The organism is bacterium (assembly GCA_040755755.1).
Lineage (GTDB): Bacteria > SZUA-182 > SZUA-182 > DTGQ01 > DTGQ01 > DTGQ01.
Genome location: JBFLZW010000055.1, coordinates 14,274 through 35,680 on the forward strand (window position 1 = coordinate 14,274; position 21,407 = coordinate 35,680).

21 protein-coding genes are annotated in these 21,407 nt (G+C 50.6%); 11 read left to right on the forward strand and 10 right to left on the reverse strand.

All coding sequences use genetic code 11. The features are described from left to right. The first annotated feature begins 8 nt into the window (after window positions 1–8). The 7 genes from nifB (at window position 9) to aksA (ending at window position 6,296) form a co-directional block, all read left to right on the forward strand. Window positions 9–1,280: a nitrogenase cofactor biosynthesis protein NifB gene (gene nifB, locus AB1611_16645; GenBank protein MEW6381217.1), complete on the forward strand. Its 1,272-nt coding sequence runs from the start codon at window positions 9–11 to the stop codon at window positions 1,278–1,280. Between the two features lie 45 nt (window positions 1,281–1,325). Then, complete coding sequence (locus tag AB1611_16650) at window positions 1,326–1,646, forward strand: NifB/NifX family molybdenum-iron cluster-binding protein (protein ID MEW6381218.1); 321 nt, start codon at window positions 1,326–1,328, stop codon at window positions 1,644–1,646. Between the two features lie 34 nt (window positions 1,647–1,680). After that, window positions 1,681–1,998 carry a (2Fe-2S) ferredoxin domain-containing protein gene (locus AB1611_16655; GenBank protein ID MEW6381219.1) on the forward strand — a complete coding sequence of 106 codons (318 nt, stop codon included), beginning with the start codon at window positions 1,681–1,683 and terminating at the stop codon, window positions 1,996–1,998. Between the two features lie 393 nt (window positions 1,999–2,391). Next, window positions 2,392–3,153: a molybdate ABC transporter substrate-binding protein gene (modA, locus tag AB1611_16660; protein ID MEW6381220.1), complete on the forward strand. Its 762-nt coding sequence runs from the start codon at window positions 2,392–2,394 to the stop codon at window positions 3,151–3,153. A gap of 8 nt (window positions 3,154–3,161) precedes the next feature. Continuing rightward, a complete protein-coding gene (locus AB1611_16665; GenBank protein ID MEW6381221.1) occupies window positions 3,162–3,956 on the forward strand; it encodes an ABC transporter permease in 795 nt (264 codons plus the stop codon). After that, the gene (locus tag AB1611_16670) at window positions 3,953–5,227 is read left to right on the forward strand and encodes an ABC transporter ATP-binding protein (GenBank protein ID MEW6381222.1); all 1,275 of its coding nucleotides are present in this window, start codon (window positions 3,953–3,955) and stop codon (window positions 5,225–5,227) included. Before AB1611_16665 ends, AB1611_16670 begins: the two co-directional genes overlap by 4 nt. Beyond that, window positions 5,166–6,296, forward strand: coding sequence for a homoaconitate hydratase (aksA, locus tag AB1611_16675; protein MEW6381223.1), 1,131 nt, complete (start codon window positions 5,166–5,168; stop codon window positions 6,294–6,296). The genes AB1611_16670 and aksA overlap by 62 nt, the downstream gene beginning before the upstream one ends. Window positions 6,297–6,618: 322 nt before the next feature. On the opposite strand, the gene AB1611_16680 is transcribed toward aksA, so the two are convergent. From AB1611_16680 to AB1611_16720, 9 genes are all read right to left on the reverse strand, one after another. After that, window positions 6,619–6,903 carry a hypothetical protein gene (locus AB1611_16680; GenBank protein ID MEW6381224.1) on the reverse strand — a complete coding sequence of 95 codons (285 nt, stop codon included), beginning with the start codon at window positions 6,901–6,903 and terminating at the stop codon, window positions 6,619–6,621. Window positions 6,904–7,310: 407 nt separating this feature from the next. Next, a complete protein-coding gene (locus AB1611_16685; protein MEW6381225.1) occupies window positions 7,311–8,078 on the reverse strand; it encodes a hypothetical protein in 768 nt (255 codons plus the stop codon). A gap of 96 nt (window positions 8,079–8,174) precedes the next feature. Continuing rightward, window positions 8,175–9,485 carry an FAD-dependent oxidoreductase gene (locus tag AB1611_16690; protein MEW6381226.1) on the reverse strand — a complete coding sequence of 437 codons (1,311 nt, stop codon included), beginning with the start codon at window positions 9,483–9,485 and terminating at the stop codon, window positions 8,175–8,177. Window positions 9,486–9,552: 67 nt separating this feature from the next. Then, entirely contained in the window at window positions 9,553–9,993 is a 441-nt protein-coding gene (locus tag AB1611_16695; protein ID MEW6381227.1) for a 4Fe-4S dicluster domain-containing protein, read from the reverse strand. Window positions 9,994–10,012: 19 nt separating this feature from the next. After that, window positions 10,013–11,542, reverse strand: a complete 1,530-nt coding sequence (locus tag AB1611_16700; GenBank protein MEW6381228.1) for a glutamate synthase-related protein — start codon at window positions 11,540–11,542, stop codon at window positions 10,013–10,015. After that, entirely contained in the window at window positions 11,542–12,720 is a 1,179-nt protein-coding gene (locus AB1611_16705) for a glutamine amidotransferase family protein (protein MEW6381229.1), read from the reverse strand. The genes AB1611_16700 and AB1611_16705 overlap by 1 nt, the downstream gene beginning before the upstream one ends. Window positions 12,721–12,731: 11 nt before the next feature. Continuing rightward, the gene (locus AB1611_16710) at window positions 12,732–12,956 is read right to left on the reverse strand and encodes a helix-turn-helix domain-containing protein (protein ID MEW6381230.1); all 225 of its coding nucleotides are present in this window, start codon (window positions 12,954–12,956) and stop codon (window positions 12,732–12,734) included. A gap of 310 nt (window positions 12,957–13,266) precedes the next feature. Further along, complete coding sequence (locus tag AB1611_16715) at window positions 13,267–14,598, reverse strand: glutamine synthetase family protein (GenBank protein ID MEW6381231.1); 1,332 nt, start codon at window positions 14,596–14,598, stop codon at window positions 13,267–13,269. A gap of 318 nt (window positions 14,599–14,916) precedes the next feature. Further along, a complete protein-coding gene (locus AB1611_16720; GenBank protein MEW6381232.1) occupies window positions 14,917–15,192 on the reverse strand; it encodes a hypothetical protein in 276 nt (91 codons plus the stop codon). A gap of 142 nt (window positions 15,193–15,334) precedes the next feature. On the opposite strand from AB1611_16720, the gene AB1611_16725 reads away from it, so the two are divergent. The 4 genes from AB1611_16725 to AB1611_16740 all read left to right on the forward strand — a co-directional run bounded on the left by AB1611_16725 (window position 15,335) and on the right by AB1611_16740 (window position 20,558). Then, window positions 15,335–15,799, forward strand: a complete 465-nt coding sequence (locus AB1611_16725) for an Hsp20/alpha crystallin family protein (GenBank protein MEW6381233.1) — start codon at window positions 15,335–15,337, stop codon at window positions 15,797–15,799. Between the two features lie 86 nt (window positions 15,800–15,885). Further along, window positions 15,886–16,287, forward strand: a complete 402-nt coding sequence (locus AB1611_16730) for an Hsp20/alpha crystallin family protein (protein MEW6381234.1) — start codon at window positions 15,886–15,888, stop codon at window positions 16,285–16,287. A 263-nt stretch (window positions 16,288–16,550) separates the two neighbouring features. Continuing rightward, complete coding sequence (gene clpB / locus AB1611_16735) at window positions 16,551–19,199, forward strand: ATP-dependent chaperone ClpB (protein ID MEW6381235.1); 2,649 nt, start codon at window positions 16,551–16,553, stop codon at window positions 19,197–19,199. 24 nt (window positions 19,200–19,223) lie between these two features. Next, the gene (locus AB1611_16740; GenBank protein MEW6381236.1) at window positions 19,224–20,558 is read left to right on the forward strand and encodes a sigma-54 dependent transcriptional regulator; all 1,335 of its coding nucleotides are present in this window, start codon (window positions 19,224–19,226) and stop codon (window positions 20,556–20,558) included. Window positions 20,559–20,671: 113 nt separating this feature from the next. Here the strand turns inward: AB1611_16740 and AB1611_16745 are convergent, their stop codons facing one another. Continuing rightward, window positions 20,672–21,097, reverse strand: coding sequence for a hypothetical protein (locus AB1611_16745; protein MEW6381237.1), 426 nt, complete (start codon window positions 21,095–21,097; stop codon window positions 20,672–20,674). Window positions 21,098–21,407 lie beyond the last annotated feature (310 nt).

Below are 21,407 nucleotides of genomic sequence, written 5' to 3' on the forward strand. Positions count from 1 at the left end.
AATGTGAGATGGATCTTAATCGACACCCCTGCTATCAGGTCGAAGCAAAAGGCCGGTTTGGCCGGGTGCATCTTCCTATAGCACCAAAATGTAATATACAATGCAATTATTGTAACCGCCAATATGACTGTGTCAATGAAAGCAGACCCGGAGTAACCAGCACCGTGCTCTCTCCGGGACAGGCTCTTCGGTATGTGGAACAGGTTCTTGAGAGGGAGCCAAGAATAACCGTGGCCGGAATAGCGGGTCCTGGAGACCCCCTGGCCAATGCAGAGACCACCATGGAAACGCTCAGCCTGATCAGGCAAAAATTCCCCAAATTGATTCTCTGCCTGGCCACCAACGGTCTGGGGCTGCCTCCCTACCTTGACAGGCTGGCCGAATTAAAGGTCAGCCATGTAACCGTAACCATAAATGCCGTAGATCCTGATGTTGGGGAAAAAATGTATGCCTGGGTCCGCGATGGCCGGGCCGTTTACCGGGGAGGGGCCGCAGCCGAGCTTCTCCTCAATCGACAGATTGAGTCTATTTATGGGCTGAAAATGCGCGGCTTTCTGGTCAAGGTCAACTGCATCGTTGTTCCCGGAGAAAACGACCACCATGTGGCTGAAGTGGCCCGGCGCATGAGTGAGCTTGGTGTGGATATCTTTAATTGCATGCCTGTTTATCCCAGTCCGGACACTCCTTTTGCGGATATTACCGAACCATCCGAAGAGATGATGTCCACGCTTCGTCAGCAGGCTGCCCAATATATTCCCCAATTATATCACTGCACCCGATGCCGGGCCGATGCCGTGGGCCTTTTGAACGAAGACCGGACTCAGGAATTGCGGGATTGCCTGACCGCCTGCAGCGCTTTGCCGCTCAATCCGGATGAGGATCGCCCTTATGTGGCTGTAGCCTCCCGGGAAGGAACGCTGGTCAACCTCCATCTTGGTGAGGCAGCCCAATTTATGATCTTTGGCCAGGCCGGGAAGGGCTTTTCTCTCATGGAAACCAGACCCGGCCCACAGCCAGGGTCCGGCCAGGCACGATGGCAGGCGCTCGTTCATACTCTGAGGGATTGCCGGGCGGTTCTGGTGAGCGGCATAGGCGAATCTCCCAAAACCGTCCTTGAGAAAGCCGGAATTCGTCCGGTGGAGATGTATGGTTTTATTGAACAGGGACTTGAAGCCGTATTCCACAATGGTGACCTGCGGGGGCTTAAAGCACGCCGCATCAGTTGCACCAGGGCCGCAGGATGCAGCAAAAGCGGCAGCGGCGCAGGCTGCTGCGGATAAAGAATTGCAAATTGATAAAGAGATGACGGAAGGAAGGGTAAACTCATGGAGAAAACGCGAGTTGCAGTAGTCTCAAAAGACGGGGTGAATGTAAATGATCACTTTGGCCAGGCCAGTCGATTTCTGATCTACGACTGCGGGGATACTACTCTGAGTCTGGTAGAAGAGCGGTCGGTGGAGCCGCTTTCCGTGGGTGATCCCCATCACCCCTTTGATCCGGAAAAGTTTGGCCGGATAGCAGACCTGCTGAAGGACTGCACCAAAGTCTATGTCACGAAAATAGGAGAAGTTCCGGCAAAAAAATTACAGGAATATAATATTCAACCGATAATTTATGCAGGCCCTATTGCCACTATACCGAGATAAATACGATGACTGTATTCAAACGGAGGAAAGAATCATGAAGAAACCGGCTTACCACATTTTTATCTGCACCAGCTCCCGTATGGCCGGAGAGCCGAAAGGGGTATGTCAGAAGAAAGGAGGCTCTGCTCTTGTCCAGTACCTTGACGAGGAGATCCAAAGCAGGGGGATGGAAAATATCATGGTTACCAATACCGGCTGCTTCAAGCTCTGCGATCATGGGCCGGTCATGGTGATATATGGCCCAGCCGCTCCCCAGGGGTACTGGTATGCTGATCTGTCTGAAGAAAAGGTGGACGAAATCCTGGACGCATTGGAAAAGGGCCAACCGGCAGAACACCTGCTCCTGGCATGACTGTCGTGCGGCTTGTGAAGGCTAGGGAGCGTAACGCTTTTCTCCCTTGACCTCTTTGAGGGCACATCTTTTCTCCCTCGCCCCTGAAGGGGAGAGGGCTGGGGTGAGGGGCTTTCTTGGTAAGTAGTGTGAAGTTGATGACATTGGTCCCTGTGAGGAGAGGGCTGGCAGGGAACCTCTGCTCTAGGGGCTTCCAATGTGGCAGGTGAGGGAGAAGAGATGCCCTCACGGGCGAGGGAGAAGATGTGCCCATACTATCAAGATGATTTACTATGACCAAAGCAATTTGACTAATTTAACATTGTGTAGTTAGTACACGTCGCGCCACAATAGCGAGGTTACCACAGAGGTTAATGGAGTCTTTTGAAGATACTGAGAGAGAAAGGAAACACCATGAAAAAGATAGGCATCCTGTTCCTGGCTTCCCTGTTCCTGGCTTCTTTGATGTGCTTGATTACTCCGAATGGTTTCGCCCAAAAGGAAGTTAAAGAGATCCTTGTATTTGCCGGTGCGGGAATGCAGGCACCTTTGGATGAAATCGGGAAAAAGTTTGAGGCGCAGTATGGAGTAAAGGTTATTTATGACTACGAAGGGAGCGGGAGGCTCGGTAATAAAATCCTGGTCGGGCAGGAGCCCGATGTATTTATTCCCGGCAGCGAGAAGTGGGCCAGGCTTCTCAAGGAGAAGGGCTATGTCAAGGAGTATAAACCGATCGCCTATCATACCCCCGTTGTCATTACTCAACCGGAAAACAGCAGGATAAAATCCCTGAAGGACCTGGCTGACCCGAACTGCTCGGTCGTCCTTGGCGATATCGAGGCTGCGGCTATCGGCGAGCCTTCTTCGGCGATATTGAAAAAAGCCGGTATTGAAGAATCGAAAATGAACATAAAAGCCAGAGGGATAACCATTAAGCAACTGGTACTATGGATCGAAGAAAAAAACGCTGACGCCTCGATCGTCTGGAAGGCGGATGCCGTGCTATCGGGCAAGGTTAAAATTATCGAGATTTCTCAAGAATATAATTCTATCAATATTATACCTGTTTGCCGGATGAAAAAGGACAACCAGTGGATATCCCAATACATCCAATCCGTGTTGAGCGCTGAAGGGAAAGGGATCTTCGCCAAACAGGGATTTGAGGTTGTGAAATAGAGAAAGACATGAAAAGACTTGCTTTTGATTTTGCCATATCCTGCGCGGCGGGAATTTTCACCTGTTTTATCGTACTCCCCATAGCCGGTTTATTTACCGTTACACCTTTTCGGGAGCTGATGAGCCAGTTTCAATCTCCGCTGATCTGCTCATCCATTCTGGTCAGCCTTGAGACTTCGCTGACGGTGGTTTTCCTGGCCTTCTGCCTGGGAGTTCCGATGGCCTACTTATTGGCTACTACCCAATTCAGGGGGAAAGAGGTTCTCGATACCCTGATCGATCTTCCCATCACCCTGCCACCCCTGGTGGCAGGGCTGGCCCTTTTGATTATCCTGGGAGGAAACAGCCCGGTGGGGGATTTTTTTTCCAGGCATGGTGTTGATCTGGTATTTTCCAAAAAAGGGATCATCATGGCCCAGCTCTTTGTCTCTGCGCCCTTTTTAATCAAATCGAGCCGTCAGGCGTTTGAATCGATCGGTGAGAATATCATGAAGGCTTCTTCGACTCTGGGAGCATCGAAGTTTTATACTTTTAAAAATGTCGCCCTTCCCCTTGCCAAAAACGGCATCTGTGCCGGAATGGTTATGACCTGGGCCAGGGCTTTGGGAGAATTCGGCGCTACGTCTATGGTTGCCGGCTGCATTCCCTGTAAAACCCAAACCATGACCGTAGCCATATATATGAATGCCATGTCGGGGAAATTATCCTCCTCGATCGCTGTTGCCCTGCTGCTCACGATATTCTCCTTCACCGCGCTCCTGATCTTTAAGTCACGGGCTAAAAAAGGGCAGATCAGGTTATGAGCATCGTTCTCAGGGATATCTCGAAGAGCTATCAGGGCCGGACCGTACTGAACAACCTCAACCTGGAAGTCAGGCAGGGAGAATTTCAGGTCCTGCTCGGCCCAAGCGGCAGCGGCAAGACCACCATTCTTTCGCTCATTGCAGGGTTGATCAGGCAGGATGCGGGAAACGTATTCATTAACGGCCGTGAGGTAAGCGGGGTCCCTGCGGAAAAACGAAAAATTGGTTTTGTTTTTCAGGATTATGCCCTCTTTCCGCATCTTACGGTTTTTAGCAATGCCGCTTATGGTCTCAGGGCCAGAGGAGTTAAAGAAAGCGCTGTAACCCGGACGGTCAACCACTATCTGCATAAAATGGGGATTGCAGGCGAAAGGGACAAATTCCCCCATCAGTTGAGCGGAGGGCAAAGGCAAAGAGTTGCCCTGATCAGAGCGCTGGTTACCGAACCGGATATACTGCTTTTGGATGAGCCTATGAGCAGCCTCGATGCCCCATCCAGGGAAAAAATAGGCGATGAGCTGCGAAGCATTCAGCAAACAATGCAGCTTACGGCGCTCTATGTCACCCACAACCAGAGTGAAGCCACCGTGCTGGCAGATCGCGTCTGTGTGCTCAACCACGGGAGGATAGAGCAGATCGGGACTGCGGATGAAATCTTCCATCACCCCAGGACCGAATTTGTTTCCCGCTTTGTCGGTGCAAAAAATATTTTGAAAACAGAGGTAATCGAAATACGGGAACATGAGGCGATTCTGAGAATCACTAATGAAGAGCTTCGTCAGCCTTTTCAGGTTAAGGCCGCGAGGTACCCTATCCTTGAAAAGGGTAAAAAGATACCACTGTGCCTGCACCCGGAAAAAATCAGTATCAAAAACGAGTGGCAGGCCATTGCCATGACTATGCCGAGGACAAGAGCGGGGGCAGAGGCAGGCCCCCCGATGAACATGGTTGCCGGGAAAATTGTCCATAGCATACCAGGCCTTATAAGCGTCAGGGTAACCATTGACCTTGGAGGCATGGAATTATATGCGATAATTCCTGAAGCCTCTTTTCACTTCAGACCCTCTGAGCAGGTATGGATTTGCTTTCCCCCTGATGCGCTGCACCCCTTGTGCGGCAAGAGCTGTAAGGATCCGGTAAATCAAAGAAAATGCTTTAATCATGAAGAAGCAATAATTGCAAGAGCTACAAACGAAGGAGCAGCAAGCCATGAAAGGTATCATCGACACCACATTGAGAGAAGGAGAACAGTCGGCCTACGTCTATTTTAACCTTGCCGAAAAGCTTCACATCATCGGTCTGCTCGATAAAGTGGGTGTCGATGAAATAGAGGCAGGGGTTGCGGTCATGAATCCGGAAACCAAAGAGCTTTTCAGGCAGGTCAGGGAAAGGACCCTGAGCCCGCGGCTTTCCCTCTGGTGCCGATGCCTGTCCAGTGACATCGATGAAACCTTAAGCCTTTCGCCGGATATCCTGTCCATGTCTATCTCAGTCTCGGATATTCACATCAAAAAGAAACTTGGCAAGGACAGAAAATGGGTATTGACCAGGGTCAGTGAGAGTATACAACAGGCCAAAGATACGGCGCCCTCCTGTTATCTCTCTCTTGGTCTTGAAGACGCTTCCAGGGCCGATCATGCCTTTGTCGAAAAGGTATGCTCCCTGGCACAGGAAGAAGGTATCAAGAGAATTCGCTATGCCGATACCGTTGGGATTATGGACCCCATGACCATGATGAGTACAATAACCAGGCTGCGGTCCCTGCTGAAAGTGGACCTTGGCGTACACACCCATAATGACTTTGGCATGGCTACAGCCAATGCCATCAGTGCCCTGGCCGCAGGCGCGGACTTTATTGATGTCACCGTCAACGGCCTCGGTGAGCGGGCGGGAAATGCCGCCCTGGAAGAAGTAGCGGCCTTTTTGGCCAAGAGGAAAGGGGTCGATAAATATAACCTGAAACCCCTCCGGTTCCTTTCCTGGTATGTAGCCAAGGCTTCCCATATTGCTATTCCGCCCAAAAAACCCATTGTGGGAAAAGACATTTTTACCTGTGAATCCGGCATTCACCTCGACGGGCTGATCAAAAACCCTTCAAACTATGAGCCATATGATCCCGCGGAGGTCAATATGGAGCGAAAATTCCTGGTCGGTAAAAAGGCTGGCAGAACCTCACTCAAGCACAAGCTGGAAACCCTTGGTGTCAGGACGGAAGGCAGCCTTCTGATTGAATTGCTCATGAAGGTCAAGGACGAATCTTCACGGCTGAAAACCGATCTCACCAACGAGGAGCTCCTGCATCTTTATAGTATGCAGGAGGATGCCGAAAGCAGGAAATAGGAGCAGAGCTTCTAATACGCATACAACTTCCCATACGGCCAGTGAGTAGAGGGGATGAGTTTGCGGTAGCACGATACCGCTTTCCTTCTCCTGGATCGAATCAGTTTTAGCAAGTTCGCGGCGTCCCTGAGAGTGATCTTCCCTTCCCTGAATGATTGAGCAATGTAATACTCAAACCCCACAGCCGGGCAATTTCCTTAATGATTGGGGTTTTTCGATTTTTTCTTTTTTAGACACATATTCTATAGCCTGGTCGAGGTCTTCCGGTATTCGCATGGATTTACCTTTCATAGTATTTTCTCCAGCACTCCCCGTCCCGCTCTTATTTCACGACTACTTTGCTTACAAAGGAAATAACGGTCTGAATCCAGGATGTTTGAAGCTGTGCAAAGCCAAAGAATATGGCTATAGCAGCAGCAATGAAACCCACGAAGAAGGTAATTGCACTCCCCAGTATCCAATGCCGAGTAGACTTATTGTCCTCTTTAACCTCTGCAAACTGGTTTTTTAATTCCCCGAATTGAGTTTTTAACTCACTCATAGAAGCATTTATCTGAGTGAATTGAGCCTCAAGATATTTGTCAAAGTAATTAGTTTCCTCCGGCATGAATTTTCTCCATTCCAGTTATCTTATAGCCGCCTTAAGATTCTCATTTTCACCGCGACTGTCTGCGATATTCTTAATATTATCCCTACCTTATCGGCACGTCAAGCAAATAATTCAATATTTCACCTTATCCTGGAAAATTTTCAAGACCTATGCTAAAAATTATTAAGGTATTGATTGATTTTACAGAAGCCAAGCAAAAGTGTTATGGAAGGAGTAAAAATATCAAAATTGATTTGATATAATATAGATTTAAAATTACCCGCTCGTGATTAATCGTCCTTCCCCCACCGTGAGCGGCAGTACAACCGGCTGGGAAATTACCGCAACCTGCACTTAGTGTCTATCCGAAAAGTCGGGATGCCGCCAGAATTGATAATGTTTCCCAGGATTTTTCGGATAGGCCCTTAATACGCATACAACTTCCCATACGGCCGGTGGGTATAGGGGATGAGTTTGCAGAAATGCCCTTTGAGGATTTCCTCTGCATCCAGGGAGAAATCACGGGCATATTCCCTGACATAGAGCTCAAGGTTTTTTCTATCCTTCATATCGAGCTCGAAAGTCTTTACTTCCTTGCCCAGTTGATAATCCTTCACCTTACCCCTGATGTACATGGCTCCGCCATGCATGCCGGTGCCGCAGAAGTCTCCCACGATCGGATGGCTTCCATCACTATCCATACCCAGGACAATGATCAATCCTCCGGCCATGTATTCACCCAGATAATCCTGGGCATAGCCGCCGACGATAATGACCGGATAGAGATCCTGGTAGGCTTTCATGTGAATGCCTACCCGGTAGCCGACATTGCCCCGGATGAAGATTTTCCCGCCGCGCATGGAATGTCCGGCAATATCTCCGGCATTTCCGTGGACGATGATTTTTCCGGCATTCATGGTGTTGCCGATCCCATCCTGGGCATTGCCCAAAATCTCGATAGTTGGCCCATCCATAAAAGCGGCAAGATCATTGCCCGGTGTACCGTGGATCGTAATCCTGATATCTTTTCCGGACAAACCGTCTCCGATGTAGCGCTGCCCGTTGATATTCTCAAGACGAAGATCCCTGTGCCCTTCGCGGACCGCATGGTGTATGCTCTCGTTCAGTTCCCGGTAATATATTCCCTTGGCATTGATATTCATGGTATTGGTATTCAGAGTATTAGTATTCATAGCATTCATATCGTTCAGAGCGTCCATAGCCTGCCTACCCTCTCTCTTCCAGACTCAAGGAGAGTCGAAAATCATGATAATAGTTCGAGCTTTGGTTCATATCTCGATCCCCTGGCCGGTAACCATATGTTTCCGATACTCCCTGGGCAGCGAGAGCAGACCGAAATCATCTTTGAGAAGATATTCCCGGAAAGAGGCGATATCGATCTTATCTTTAATCAACCCGGTATAAATTCCCGCCCGGTCGATTTTGTTCACCAGAATTATGCCTACGATTCTGTTATCTTCCAGGACGATTTTCTTATAAACCGAATCCTTTTCACGATAATCCTGGATGACTTCCATCCCGTTTCGTCTTTCACCATCGGCCAGAGTCGAGGGATCGGTCAGTCCTACCGAAATAGTGGGAACACCGGCCAATTCCACGGAATTCATAGGGATGCCACCCTCATACGCTTTCGGTGCCCCGGCCATATTATACCCGGCTATCTTTCCCTGCCTGGCTGCGGTGGGGAGGATAGCGATAGGCCGTGCAGCCTGGGCTATCAAATCGTAGGCCTCCACGGCATCACCGGCAGCATAGATATCATCAACACTGGTTTTCAGATGCTCATCAACCAGGATCCCCCGATTGACACTGATGCCAGCCTCCCTGGCCAGATCCACTCTGGGCCGCACACCGATAGCCACGATCACCAGTTGGCAATCGACCTGGGTACCATCCTTCAGGACAACGCTTCCCACCCGCCCCGGTTCTCCTTCGCGGATCTCCTTCACCGTGCTGTTGGTCAGGCAGGCACAGCCAATTCCTTTTAAGGCCCGCTCGATGATTCTGGAGGCAGTCCGGTCAAAGGTGGCGCTCAGGATCCGGTCCGCCAGTTCCACGATAGTCACCTGAATATCCAGAGCCAGAAGAGCTTCGGTGACTTTCAGGCCGATCAGCCCTCCGCCGACGACCACGGCTTTTTTAACCTGGTGGCTGGCGATAAATTTTTTTACCTGCTGGGCGTCATCAAGGGTGGTAAAGGTGAAAACGCCGGACAGGTTCTGACCCGGCATCTCAGGGACAAAGGGAGCACCGCCGGTAGCCAGAAGGAGCTTTTCATACTGTATCCCGGTCCGGTCATCCAGAACGACCTGCTTGTTTGCACAGTCCAGGCTGACGACTTTGTCTCCCAGAAATGCCTGGACCTTATTGAGGTAATAAAAGGAGGATGGCCGATAGAAAAGCTGCTCCTCTTCGACCTTGTTTCCCAGATAATACGAGATCAAGGGCCGTGAATAGGTATGGCAGGGCTCATCCGAGACCAGACACAGACTCCCCAGCCTGTCCTTTTCCCGGATAGCCTCGACGGCATTGACCGCAGCCGTGGAATTACCGATAATCAAATACTTTGTCTTGGTCATTTTTTATATCCTGACGTCTTATCTTAACGTTTCTATCCTAGCGTTATTTCCTGGTCTTAAAACCGTTTTATCTTTCCTCAAACGTGATGGCCTCGTTGGGACAATTCTGGACACAGACCGGCATCTTCTCCCCTGCGCACAGGTCACATTTCGAAGCAGCCTTTTTCCCTTCCGTATTCCTGGCAATGACACCAAGAGGACAAACCATGATGCACATCCAGCAGCCTACACACTTATTCTCATCACAAATGACCGCCCCGGTTTCTGCATCCCGGTGCAGACTTCCGGTCATGCAGGCTTCGAGACAGGGGGCGTCCTCACAGTGGCGGCACTGAAGAGCAAAGGATAGATACCCCTGCTCCTCAACCAGAACGCGCGGCAGGGCCTTGGGAAATTCGCCCTTATAGGCCTTGACGATCTCCTTTGATTTTGAATGCTGGACCAGGCAATGGATTTCACAGAGCCGGCAGCCCATGCAATATTCTTCGCGAATAACGATCCTTTTCATTCCATCATTCTCCTTCAATTTACCACGCTTCGCCTGCCGGTTTTATCCCCAGGATCTTCAAATCCGTATCCGAAAGTCCAACACCCCGCAGGGCCTCGCGGTTTCCCCGCAGGGATTCAATGGCGTTGATGCCCATGCCGCCCAGCATCTCCTTAATCTCCAGAGACCAGGCCCGCAGGAGGTTGACCAGCCTTCGGGCTCCGATGGAGGGATTCAGCCTCTTGGTGAGGAAGGGGTCCTGAGTTGCAATTCCCCAGTTGCATTTGCCGGTATAGCACTTCTGGCAAAGATGGCAGCCCAAAGCTACCAGGGCTGAAGTGCCGATGTAAACCGCATCTGCGCCCAGGGCAATGGCCTTGATTATATCACCGCTGGTGCGAAATCCGCCGGCAGCGATGACCGAGGCATGATTCCTGATCCCTTCCTCGCGCAACCGGGTGTCAACAGCGGCAATGGCCAGCTCGATGGGAATCCCCACGTTGTTTCTGATAACGGTCGGAGCGGCACCCGTTCCTCCCCGCAGGCCATCGATACTGACAAAGTCAGCTCCTGCCCGCACAACACCCGTGGCAATGGGGGCCACATTATGGACAGCGGATATTTTTACCCCTACCGGCTTCTCGTAGCGGGTAGCCTCTTTCAGGGCGTATATGAGCTGCCGAAGGTCTTCGATCGAATAAATATCATGATGCGGGGCAGGGGAAAGGGCGTCTGTTCCCGCAGGGATCATCCGGGTCCGGCTGACTTCCTCATCGACCTTTTCCCCGGGCAGGTGTCCGCCGATGCCCGGCTTTGCCCCCTGCCCGATCTTGATCTCTATGGCTGCTCCGGCCTTCAGGTATTCCTCATGAACCCCGAACCTGCCTGAAGCCACCTGCACGATGGTGTTGGCCCCATAGGGATAAAGATCCCGGTGCAGCCCGCCTTCTCCGGTGTTGTAGAAGGTGCCGAATTCGGATGCTGCCCAGGCCAGGGATTTACAGGCATTCAGACTGATGGAGCCATAGGACATGGCTGAAAAAAGAATCGGCGTCTGAAGCAGAAGCTGTTTGCCGGGTTTGCTCTTGAGGCGGGCCACGGTGCCCGGCTCCGGCCTGCGTTCCAGCTCAAGCCGGTCCGGCTTGCGACCGAGATAGGTTCGAAGCTCCATAGGCTCCCGCAAGGGGTCTATCGAGGGATTGGTAACCTGTGAGGCATTCAGCAGCATGTGGTCCCAGTAGACCGGAAAGGGCTGATCGCAGCCCATGCCGGTCAATAAGACGCCTCCGGTATCGGCCTGTTTGGCGACCCAGGTCAGCATCTCCTGATTCCAGTTGGCGTTCTGCCGGATCTGTGAAGGATTTCGCCTGATGGTCAAGGCTCCGGTAGGACAAAAGCTTTCACAAAAGTGGCAGCCCACACACTTCTGAGAGGCGGTATTGACCTCATCGGCTTGCCGGTCATACACATGAGCATCGTTCGAGCACATCCGGCAGCAAACCTGGCAGGTTATACATTTATCCTTGTCCCGCTCGACAATAAAATCCGGCACTATCGGTATCCTGGCCATTACAGCACCTCCCTTCGTGCAGCCTCAACCGCCACCTGCGTGGCCAGGGGACTGGCGATATCAATTTTTGCCGGGATATCCTTTTTCAATCTCCCCAGGATCGGCTCTCCTGCCCTTGGCATCCATACCCGGTCAGGCTGAGGGCAGATCTGCCGGATGGCGGATTCCTCGGAGGCAACGTAAACGAAGTTTCCCCATCGGGCCGCCACCAGAGGCCGTAATTTGAGCCGGTCATTCAATCCGAGCATGGTGTCGCTGTTAGCCACTATTATCCCAAAAGGACCATTGAGCAGGGCTGAGCCATATATCATGCGCAAATTTTGATAAAACTCTTTTTCCTCCTCCGGCATTCGTTCGATATCCGCCCAGAAGGGAGCAGCCAGAATTTTGGCCACCATCTCGAAAGGCAGCTCATGTTTTCGGATCAGCAGGTCAATGAGATAGGTTATTACTTCCGTATCGGTAAAAAAGGAACAGAAGTAATTGAAATTTTGCAGGTAACGCCGGTTGATGCCATAGGAAGATATCTCCCCGTTGTGCACCACTGACCAGTCCAGAAGCCCGAATGGATGAGCGCCCCCCCACCAGGCCACACTGTTGGTGGGAAACCGTCCGTGGGCTGTCCAGATATACCCCTGGTATTCCTCCAGGCGGTAGAACTCCCCGATATCCTCAGGATAGCCGACCCCTTTGAAAATGCCCATATTTTTGCCGCTTGAAGCTACCAGGGCATCTTTAATTTTACTGTTGATGTGCATTGACGTCTGGACAACCAGATCAGCCTCAGTCGAAAGAGGATTCTTCGCCAGAGCCTCCTCACGGGGCTTGAGAAAATACCTCCAGAGGATAGGATTTCGGGTAATCACCTTAACATCCCTGCTGGGTATCGGCTCATCATGCATAATAGTGTAATATGCCCTGAGATATTCCTCGGTCTGCCGTTTGGCCTCATCGGTTTCATACATGAGGTGAAAAGCGTAATAATCAGCCAGGTCCGGATATATCCCGTAGGCAGCAAAGCCCCCACCCAGACCATTGGAGCGGTCGCGCATGAGAGCGATGGAGGTCATGATGGCATCTCCACTGATTCTCTCTCCTGCCTCGTTCATGATGCCGGATACCCCGCAACCGGACGGCACCCGGTAATCTTTATCTGCTTTATAAATTTGTTCTGACATGAATCCTTCCATCATTTTACTTTAATTCCCAGTTTCCTGATCTTGGAACGGAGAGTATTACGATTGATTCCTAAAATCCTGGCGGCCCTGAGCTGATTCCCTTCCACTCTCATCAGGACATGCTCAATCAATGGCTTCTCGGCCGCCTCAATAACAAATCGATATAAGTTCTTGGACCCTCCTGCATAGAAAAAGGCTTCTTCCAGTTCTCCGACCACTTGCTCGACAGATTTCATTCGATGAGATTTTTGCCTTTTCACGGTTTTTGTGTGTTCCTCTTATTTTAATATTCATATGGCATTTTTGCAATGCCCTATTACCAGGCAATTAACAGAGAACCAAGCATGGCTTTTTCAAAGTTGTTTTTATTTGTCATGCCGACAGCACGCTCTTCTTCTCCATTGAAGAAGGATTAGAAATTAGCCTTAACATGCTTAAAAAGCAGGCAATAGAAGCGAAAAAACTGAGGAATCCCCCCTTGTACTTTCTCTCTGTCGCAAAGAAAGCAAGGGGAGATTTTTCCTCATTCCGGTTTGCCTGTCTTATTTACAGAATAGGCAAAAGGTTTTCCATCTCATACTGGGTCAACTGAATGCGATAATCGTCCCATTCCTTTCGCTTCAAGGCAACGAAGCGGCTGAAGACATGATCGCCAAGGGCTTTTTTCACCAGCTCGCTATTTTCGGTCAGAGTGATGGCCTCACCCAGACTGTCCGGCAGGGACTCGATCCCGGCAGCCTTTCTTTCGGCAGCCGTCAGATGATAGAGGTTTTTCTCCATCGGCTCCGGCATAGTATATCCCTTTTCGATGCCCTCAAGACCTGCATGGAGAATAACGGCAAAGGTCAGGTAGGGGTTACAGGCCGGATCTGGGCAGCGCAGCTCTGCCCTCGTAGCAACCTCTTTTCCCGGATGATACATGGGTACCCGGATGAGAGCGGAGCGGTTTCTTCTCGACCAGGCCACGTAAACCGGGGCTTCATATCCGGGTACGAGCCTCTTGTAAGAGTTGACCCACTGAGCGAATACCGATGACATCTCCCGGGCATGCTTCAGTTGTCCGGCAATATACCCTTTAGCTTCTGCACTGAGGTTATACTTGTCATTAGCGTCAAAGAAGGCGTTCCTGCTGCCGCGGAACAGGGACTGATGGGTATGCATACCGCTTCCGTTCTGCCCGAAGAGCGGCTTGGGCATGAAGGTGGCATAGCAGTCATACTGGGCAGCAATCTCCTTGACCGTCACCCGGTACGTGATGACATTATCGGCCATCTTCAGGGCATCGGCAAAGCGCATGTCAATTTCGTGCTGTGAGGGGCCAACCTCGTGGTGGCTGTATTCGATCTGGACGCCCATCTGCTCCAGGGCCAGAATGGTATCCCGGCGCATGTCGCTGGCCACATCCAGGGTAGTCAAATCAAAGTAGCCGCCCTTGTCCAGAATCTCGGTAGCCTGATCGTTCTTGAAGTAGAAATATTCGAGCTCCGGGCCGGTATAAAAATGATCGAATCCCATGTCCTTGGCTCTTTGGAGTGCCCTTTTCAGAACGTAGCGGGGATCGCCCTCGTACGGTTTTTTATCCGGGGTGAGGATGTCGCAGATCATCCTGGCCACGGCCTTTTCCTTGGGACGCCAGGGAAGAATCTGAAAGGTGCCGGGATCCGGCATGGCTATCATGTCACTCTCTTCTATGGACTGAAAACCGGTAATGGAAGAGCCATCGAATCCCATGCCATTTTCCAGAGCCCCTTCAAGCTCACTATCCGTGATGGAAAAGCTCTTTACCTGCCCCAGAATATCGGTAAACCACAGCCGGATAAACTTGACATCTCTCTCCTTGATTAGGGACAGTATTTCCTCTTTACTTTTGGTTGACATCTACTTTTCCTCCTTTTCGACTACGTTACCTCTTGGGGTTAACGACCATAATGAACGCTATTGCCTATATCTCCTCCTCGGAGCACTGGTAAATACTCTTTTCTTTTCATGCTATTTCTCCCCCTTGGTGACTAAAATATGGGCAAGCTTGATGCCACCTGAAAATTACCGGATTTCATAGTCTAAATAGCCTTTATTTCTAGTAAGTTATAAAGACTCAACCTGATTTTGCTGAATGTTGTGGCTCTGACAGAATCCGCGCATCCATTTTCGGCCACTGATTAATCTTTCACCACAAATAGACGTTTTTCCCTCTACTTATCTGATCTGCCTGAATTTTGGCATATGCTCGATTTTTGGCAGCATGATTGCCAGCTCAGGGAGCACCTTCTCCACCGCAGGTGTGATTACACTCGAAGCCCTGCCATTTTTCTTCTCAAAAGTGACGACAAACAGGTATGAACCAAAGCCGGCAAGAAGAAGGCTGACCGTCGCCTGGACTGTCGCAAGCGACGGTGCAAGGGGTCGCAATCGATCCCGGCAATGGCCGGGATCGAAAATGGAGGAGGTTATGTATTGATTTTTCTTCGACAATTTTCTTTTCGCTGCTTGGCATTGCCTATGCAGATGCAAAGATTGCCAAGCAAATAAGCAGGAAAAATGAATAAATTGTGTTCACAATACTTTTATAAGAATTATATTATTGGCTATTTTTATATCAGAAGGAGGTAATACTATGGCTTACTGGGATCCATTACGGGAAATGGAGTCTTTGCGCCGTGATTTTGATCGGATTTTCAGCACCCTCGGAGAATGGACATCCCCATTCTCGCGGGCATCGTTCCTTCCGGGGCTGTCAACATGGCAATATCCAATGGTTAATATCAACGAAGATAAAGACAACTATTATGTTGAGGCTCTGGCGCCGGGAGTTAATCCAAAAGCCATTGACATTTCGATCGCTCATAACAGCCTGACGATTTCAGGAGAAAAGCTTATGGCCGGTGCCGGCGTCGAGGTCAAGCCCGAAGCTTATCACCGCAATGAACGGGCTGCCGGCAAGTTCAGCCGTTCCATAGAGATGCCGACTGAAGTGGATGCGGACAAGGTCAAGGCAGATTACCGAAACGGCCTGCTGTTAGTGACCTTACCAAAGTCTGAAAAGGCCAAACCGAAACAGATTACTGTCAATGTTGGATAACTCAAGAGATCAGGTGAGCGAAAGACCGATCTTCGAGTTTCTGCTCAGGAAAGATCTCGTTCATCGGAAATAGGGAGGAAAGAACAATGGCTGAAAGAACAGTTCCCGTAACTACTGCCAAAGCAAAGGAGCCGATTGCCCGCGAGGAAACCCGGCAGGAGGAGCGCTTTCTGGTTCCCCCGGTCGATATTTACGAAACTCCGGAGCTGCTTATGGTTATCGCTGACATGCCTGGGGTGGATAAGGAGAATGTCGATGTCCGGGTTGACAATAATGTTTTGACCATCCAGGGAAAATCCGGGCAGATAGCTCCGGGCAATCCGGTTTACACCGAGTTTTCTCTCCTGAATTTTTTCCGCCAGTTTCAGCTCAGTGAAATGATGGATCAGGAGAAGATCGGTGCCGATCTCAAAAACGGTACTCTGATCATCCGGCTGCCAAAAGCGGAGAAGGCCAAACCAAAGAAGATCACGGTTAATGTGACCTGAAAAATACACCTGGCCGGGAGGGGAAAATGGCTGAAGAGCATAATTAGCTGTTGACCTCTCTCCGGCAGGATCATGCTGATAAAGCAGAGAGAAGTATAAGCACGCTATTTTAAAAATCCGCCTGCCGAAGAGCGAGCACACCGCCGCAGGATATAATTCCCTTTGCAATACAAAGGATTATGGTATATTATATTCCTTGATTCATCAAGTCAGACTGTTTGACTCCTTACTGTTTCATTGAGGTTACGAGGAGGTAAAAATTCATGGATATGAATCGCTTGACACAAAAATCTCAGGAAGCGCTTCAGCAAGCCCAGACGAAAGCCCTTCGTTATGGTCATTCGGATATCGATACCGAACATTTGCTTTTGGCTCTGCTGGAGCAGCCGGAGGGTCTGATCCCCCGACTGTTCAATAAAATGGACGTTCCGGTCGAGCCGCTGAAAGCCGAGATCGAACAGGTGCTTCAAAAGCGGCCGAGCGTTACCGGTCCAGGTCGGCAGCAGGGGCAGGTCTATATCACGCCGGCCCTGAGCCAGATACTGATCAGGGCTGAGGATGAGGCCAAGCATTTGAAAGACGAATATGTTTCTGTTGAGCACATCGTTTTGGCCATGATCGATGAAGGGATTAACAGTGCGGCTGGACGCCTGCTCAAACAATTCAACGTAACCAGGGAGAGGCTTTTGCAGGCCCTGACTGAGGTGAGGGGGCACCAGAGGGTGGCCAGTGCCAACCCTGAAGCGACCTATGAAGCCCTGGAGCGCTACGGACGCGACCTGGTACGCGAAGTCCAGGTCGGAAAGCTTGACCCGGTGATCGGCCGTGATGCCGAAATCCGCCGGGTTATCCGCATCTTATCGCGAAAAACCAAAAACAATCCTGTCCTGATTGGTGAGCCGGGCGTAGGAAAAACGGCTATTGTCGAGGGTCTGGCCCACCGGATCGTCCGGGGCGATGTACCGGAAGGGTTGAAAAATAAGTCCATCTTTTCTCTCGACATGGGAGCCCTGCTGGCCGGAGCCAAATACCGCGGTGAGTTCGAGGAGCGGCTGAAGGCGGTCCTTCAGGAAATCAGGCAAAGTGAAGGACAGATACTGCTTTTCATCGATGAGCTGCATACCATTGTCGGAGCCGGAAAGGCGGAAGGGGCCATCGATGCGGGCAATATGCTCAAGCCCATGCTGGCCCGCGGTGAGCTGCATTGCATCGGGGCTACTACTATCGATGAATACCGCAAGCATATCGAAAAGGATGCTGCTTTGGAGCGGCGGTTTCAGCCGGTTCTGATCGATCCTCCATCGGTCGAGGATACTATCTCGATCCTCCGGGGTCTTCGGGAGCGGTTCGAGGTGCATCATGGCGTCAAGATTCAGGACAATGCCCTGGTAGCGGCGGCCACCCTTTCCAGTCGCTACATCACCGACCGGTTTTTACCTGACAAGGCCATTGATCTTGTCGATGAGGCATGTGCCATGATCCGTACCGAGATGGACTCCATGCCCGCCGAGCTCGATGAGGTGACCCGGCGGATCATGCAACTTGAGATCGAGGAGGCGGCCCTGAATAAGGAAAAGGATACCGCCAGCCGCGAGCGGCTCAAGACCCTGCAGAAAGAACTGGCTGAGCTGAAAGCCAGGGCTGATTCCATGAGGGCCCAGTGGGAGGCGGAAAAACAGGCTATCCGCAAGGTCCAGACTCTCCGGGAGGAAATAGAGCAGATGCGTCAGGAAATCAGCCGGGCCGAGCGGGCTTATGACCTCAACCGGGCTGCGGAATTAAAACACGGCAAACTCCCTGAGCTCGAACGCAGGCTGAAAGCCGAAGAAAGCAGACTGGCCCAGAAGCAGGGCCAGGGAAAGCTTTTGCGTGAGGAGGTGACCGGGGAGGAAATTGCCGAAATCGTATCCCGGTGGACCGGCATTCCCGTAACCCGCCTGGTCGAGGGCGAACGGGAAAAACTCCTGAAACTCGATCAGATTCTCCATGCCAGGGTTGTTGGTCAGGATGAAGCGGTACAACTGGTATCCGATGCCATCATCCGTGCCAGGTCCGGAATCAAAGACCCCCGCAGACCGATCGGCTCCTTTATCTTTCTTGGTCCTACCGGGGTCGGGAAAACGGAACTGGCCAGGACGCTGGCCGAATCACTTTTTGACACCGAGGAGAACATGATCCGCATCGACATGTCCGAGTACATGGAAAAGCACACTGTCTCTCGGCTCATCGGTGCACCGCCCGGTTATGTCGGGTATGAAGAAGGGGGACAGTTGACCGAAGCGGTACGAAGAAAACCCTATTCGGTGGTCCTTTTCGACGAAATCGAAAAAGCGCACCAGGATGTTTTCAATGTCCTGCTTCAGATCCTGGATGATGGACGGGTCACTGACTCCCAGGGGCATACGGTCGATTTCAAGAATACCGTTATCATCATGACCAGCAATATCGGCTCCGGCTATCTCTTTGAAGGAATCACCGAGCAGGGAGAGATCAAGGAATCAGCCCGCGAAGCCGTAATGGTGGAGCTTCGCCAGCATTTTCGTCCTGAATTCCTGAACCGGGTGGATGAGATTATCCTCTTTAAACCGCTGACGCTGGGAGAAATTGAAAAAATTGTTGATCTTTTACTTGATAATTTGAGAAAGCGGCTTTCGCCCAGGCGACTGACCCTGGAATTGTCCGAGCCTGCCCGCCGGTTCATTGCTGAAAAAGGATATGATCCTGTCTATGGAGCACGGCCGCTGAAAAGATTCATTACCCGTGAGCTTGAAACCCGCCTCAGCCGTGCACTGATCCAGGGAGATATTCTCGATGGAGCTAAAATTACGGTTGGACTTGCCGATAGCCATCTTTCACTCGAACATGAAAACCCGGCAGTCACGGAAACCGGCGAGGCAAAGGTTGCAGGCTAAAGGAGCCAAAAATGTGTGAGAACCATGAGCGATTTTGACCAAAGCCAGGGAAAAGACCAACTCTTTTCTTCGCTCGACCAGGAGATGGAGGTGCCAGGAGGAAATTTCCTTGGCATTGTAGGCCAAAGTGAACTGATGAAACGGGTGTTCCATAAGATCACCGTTTATGGTCCTGCTCAGGCACCGGTCATAATTACCGGAGAAACGGGCACTGGTAAGGAACTGATTGCCAGGGCACTGCATGAGCGAAGTGAAAGGTTCAAGATGCCGTTTGTGGCCGTAAATTGCTCCGCTCTCTCTGAAGAGCTGTTTGAGTCGGAACTTTTCGGTCATGAGCGGGGCTCGTTTACCGGCGCAGTCAAGACCCACAAAGGCCGCTTTGAGCGGGCTGATAAAGGCACGCTTTTTCTCGATGAAATTGGTGATATGCCCCTGAAAACCCAGGCAAAAATCCTTCGGGTGCTGGAGGAGGGGAAATTTGAGCGGGTTGGAGGCGAGCAGGAATACCCGGTAGATGTCCGGATCATTGCGGCCACCAATGTCTCTCTGGAGCAGGCTGTGGCCGTGCGCCGGTTTCGGGCCGATCTCTATCACCGTCTGGCTGTATTCCGGATCCATGTGCCCCCCCTCCGGGACCGGCCCGGAGACATAGCCCTGCTTGTAGATCATTTCCTGAAAATCTTAAACCAACGGTATAACCGCCATGTTCTTCGCCTGACTCCTGAAGCTTTGAAAGTCCTGGCTGACTACCATTGGCCTGGAAATGTGAGAGAGCTGCGCAATGTATTGGAGCGGGTATATGTTGAGAGCCGCGGTATGGTTATTGGCCATAATTCCTTGAACGAATGGGTTCGGGAGCGGGATTACTTTGCCGCCGGAGAATGGAACCTCTACTTTCCGGAAAACCGGAAAGCTGCAAAACCAGCTATTATTGTGCCCCATGCCCCCTCTTCGAATTCCCGCCAGGTGGCCCTGCTTCCTTTCAAGCATGACACTCCTCCCCGCCTGGGAGATGAGCATTGGGGAACCCCACCATCAACTTCACTGCCGGCCCTTCCCTTTCCCGGCAACCCTGAGCTGCAACCTTACGAATTGCATTCTCACGGGGAGAATGCCAGACCTATAGATATCACTCCCACAAATCCATCCGCTGCTTTGACCAGACCACTCAAGGAGCTGAACAGGGAAACCGTGATCAATGCCATCCAAAATACCGCAGGCAATATCACCCGGGCAGCACGCCTTTTGGGAGTTCATAAAGCAACTCTTTACCGACATATGAAAAATTGGGGCTTGAGCAGGGAAGTCATTGGTATTCAGACTCAGGGGAATCGACCAGGGGGACCGGAAAATCCTTGACACATGAAGCTTACTAAGCAGGTTCATTAAAAAAACAAAAGAGCCCGCAAGATGACTCGCGGGCTCTTTTATATTGTATTCTTCCTATCATGCTTTGCAAAAAAAGCTAACGATTAGAGCAAAGCTCCATAGGTAGCACCATTCAGCAGAGACCAGGTTGAGTAAAAACTTGGGCTGCCATAAGAATAGTAGGGATAGCTAAAGCTTACATACGGTGACACAGCGCCGGGTGTAGTCAGATACGGGAAGGGGGTTACATAGGGAGAATAGGGATATCCGTATGAAGGAATCGTAATAGGTGTAGCCAAAGCAGCCAAAGAAGTAATATAAGCAGGATCATAGAATGGGCTAAAGGGTGCATATCCCAACAGGGTTGAAGACCCGGAGATGGGATTGCTGTATCCGTAGCTGGGATAATAAAGAGGATTGGTATAATACCATGATACTGGCAGCCACTGGGCATGAGCACTGACACCGATAAACAGAACTGTAGCCGCTACACACGCCATTATCACTCTCAAAAGCCATCCTTTATTCATAATAAACCTTCCTTTCTTCCATTATAACTCATGAATCTCTTAAAGCTCTCTCTTTAACTCTATCTTTAGATAACTGATAATTACTGAAAATTAATGATTACAACAATTGCTCAAATAACTTTATGAAAACTTCACCTCCTTTTTAATTTTTTTGTAATGTATCATAACATCACCTCCTAAATATTGCTTTTTATGAATTGAGGTTTGAATTTTTTGGATGAATAGAATCCCTTGTAATATATTTCCCATAAAAATACCCTTATCGACGGTAAACGTTTGCAATATCCATGCCATACCCCATTCCAGTGCA

Coding starts and splice junctions, on each gene's coding strand:
- nifB (MEW6381217.1), top strand. CDS start 9: ATGGATCTTAATCGACACCCCTGCTATCAGGTCGAAGCAAAAGGCCGG.
- aksA (MEW6381223.1), top strand. CDS start 5,166: ATGAAAGGTATCATCGACACCACATTGAGAGAAGGAGAACAGTCGGCC.
- AB1611_16650 (MEW6381218.1), top strand. CDS start 1,326: ATGGAGAAAACGCGAGTTGCAGTAGTCTCAAAAGACGGGGTGAATGTA.
- AB1611_16680 (MEW6381224.1), bottom strand. CDS start 6,903: ATGCCGGAGGAAACTAATTACTTTGACAAATATCTTGAGGCTCAATTC.
- AB1611_16655 (MEW6381219.1), top strand. CDS start 1,681: ATGAAGAAACCGGCTTACCACATTTTTATCTGCACCAGCTCCCGTATG.
- AB1611_16700 (MEW6381228.1), bottom strand. CDS start 11,542: ATGGCCAGGATACCGATAGTGCCGGATTTTATTGTCGAGCGGGACAAG.
- AB1611_16705 (MEW6381229.1), bottom strand. CDS start 12,720: ATGTCAGAACAAATTTATAAAGCAGATAAAGATTACCGGGTGCCGTCC.
- AB1611_16740 (MEW6381236.1), top strand. CDS start 19,224: ATGAGCGATTTTGACCAAAGCCAGGGAAAAGACCAACTCTTTTCTTCG.
- AB1611_16670 (MEW6381222.1), top strand. CDS start 3,953: ATGAGCATCGTTCTCAGGGATATCTCGAAGAGCTATCAGGGCCGGACC.
- AB1611_16690 (MEW6381226.1), bottom strand. CDS start 9,485: ATGACCAAGACAAAGTATTTGATTATCGGTAATTCCACGGCTGCGGTC.
- AB1611_16715 (MEW6381231.1), bottom strand. CDS start 14,598: ATGTCAACCAAAAGTAAAGAGGAAATACTGTCCCTAATCAAGGAGAGA.
- modA (MEW6381220.1), top strand. CDS start 2,392: ATGAAAAAGATAGGCATCCTGTTCCTGGCTTCCCTGTTCCTGGCTTCT.
- AB1611_16685 (MEW6381225.1), bottom strand. CDS start 8,078: ATGAATACTAATACTCTGAATACCAATACCATGAATATCAATGCCAAG.
- clpB (MEW6381235.1), top strand. CDS start 16,551: ATGGATATGAATCGCTTGACACAAAAATCTCAGGAAGCGCTTCAGCAA.
- AB1611_16665 (MEW6381221.1), top strand. CDS start 3,162: ATGAAAAGACTTGCTTTTGATTTTGCCATATCCTGCGCGGCGGGAATT.
- AB1611_16730 (MEW6381234.1), top strand. CDS start 15,886: ATGGCTGAAAGAACAGTTCCCGTAACTACTGCCAAAGCAAAGGAGCCG.
- AB1611_16695 (MEW6381227.1), bottom strand. CDS start 9,993: ATGAAAAGGATCGTTATTCGCGAAGAATATTGCATGGGCTGCCGGCTC.
- AB1611_16725 (MEW6381233.1), top strand. CDS start 15,335: ATGGCTTACTGGGATCCATTACGGGAAATGGAGTCTTTGCGCCGTGAT.
- AB1611_16745 (MEW6381237.1), bottom strand. CDS start 21,097: ATGAATAAAGGATGGCTTTTGAGAGTGATAATGGCGTGTGTAGCGGCT.
- AB1611_16710 (MEW6381230.1), bottom strand. CDS start 12,956: ATGAAATCTGTCGAGCAAGTGGTCGGAGAACTGGAAGAAGCCTTTTTC.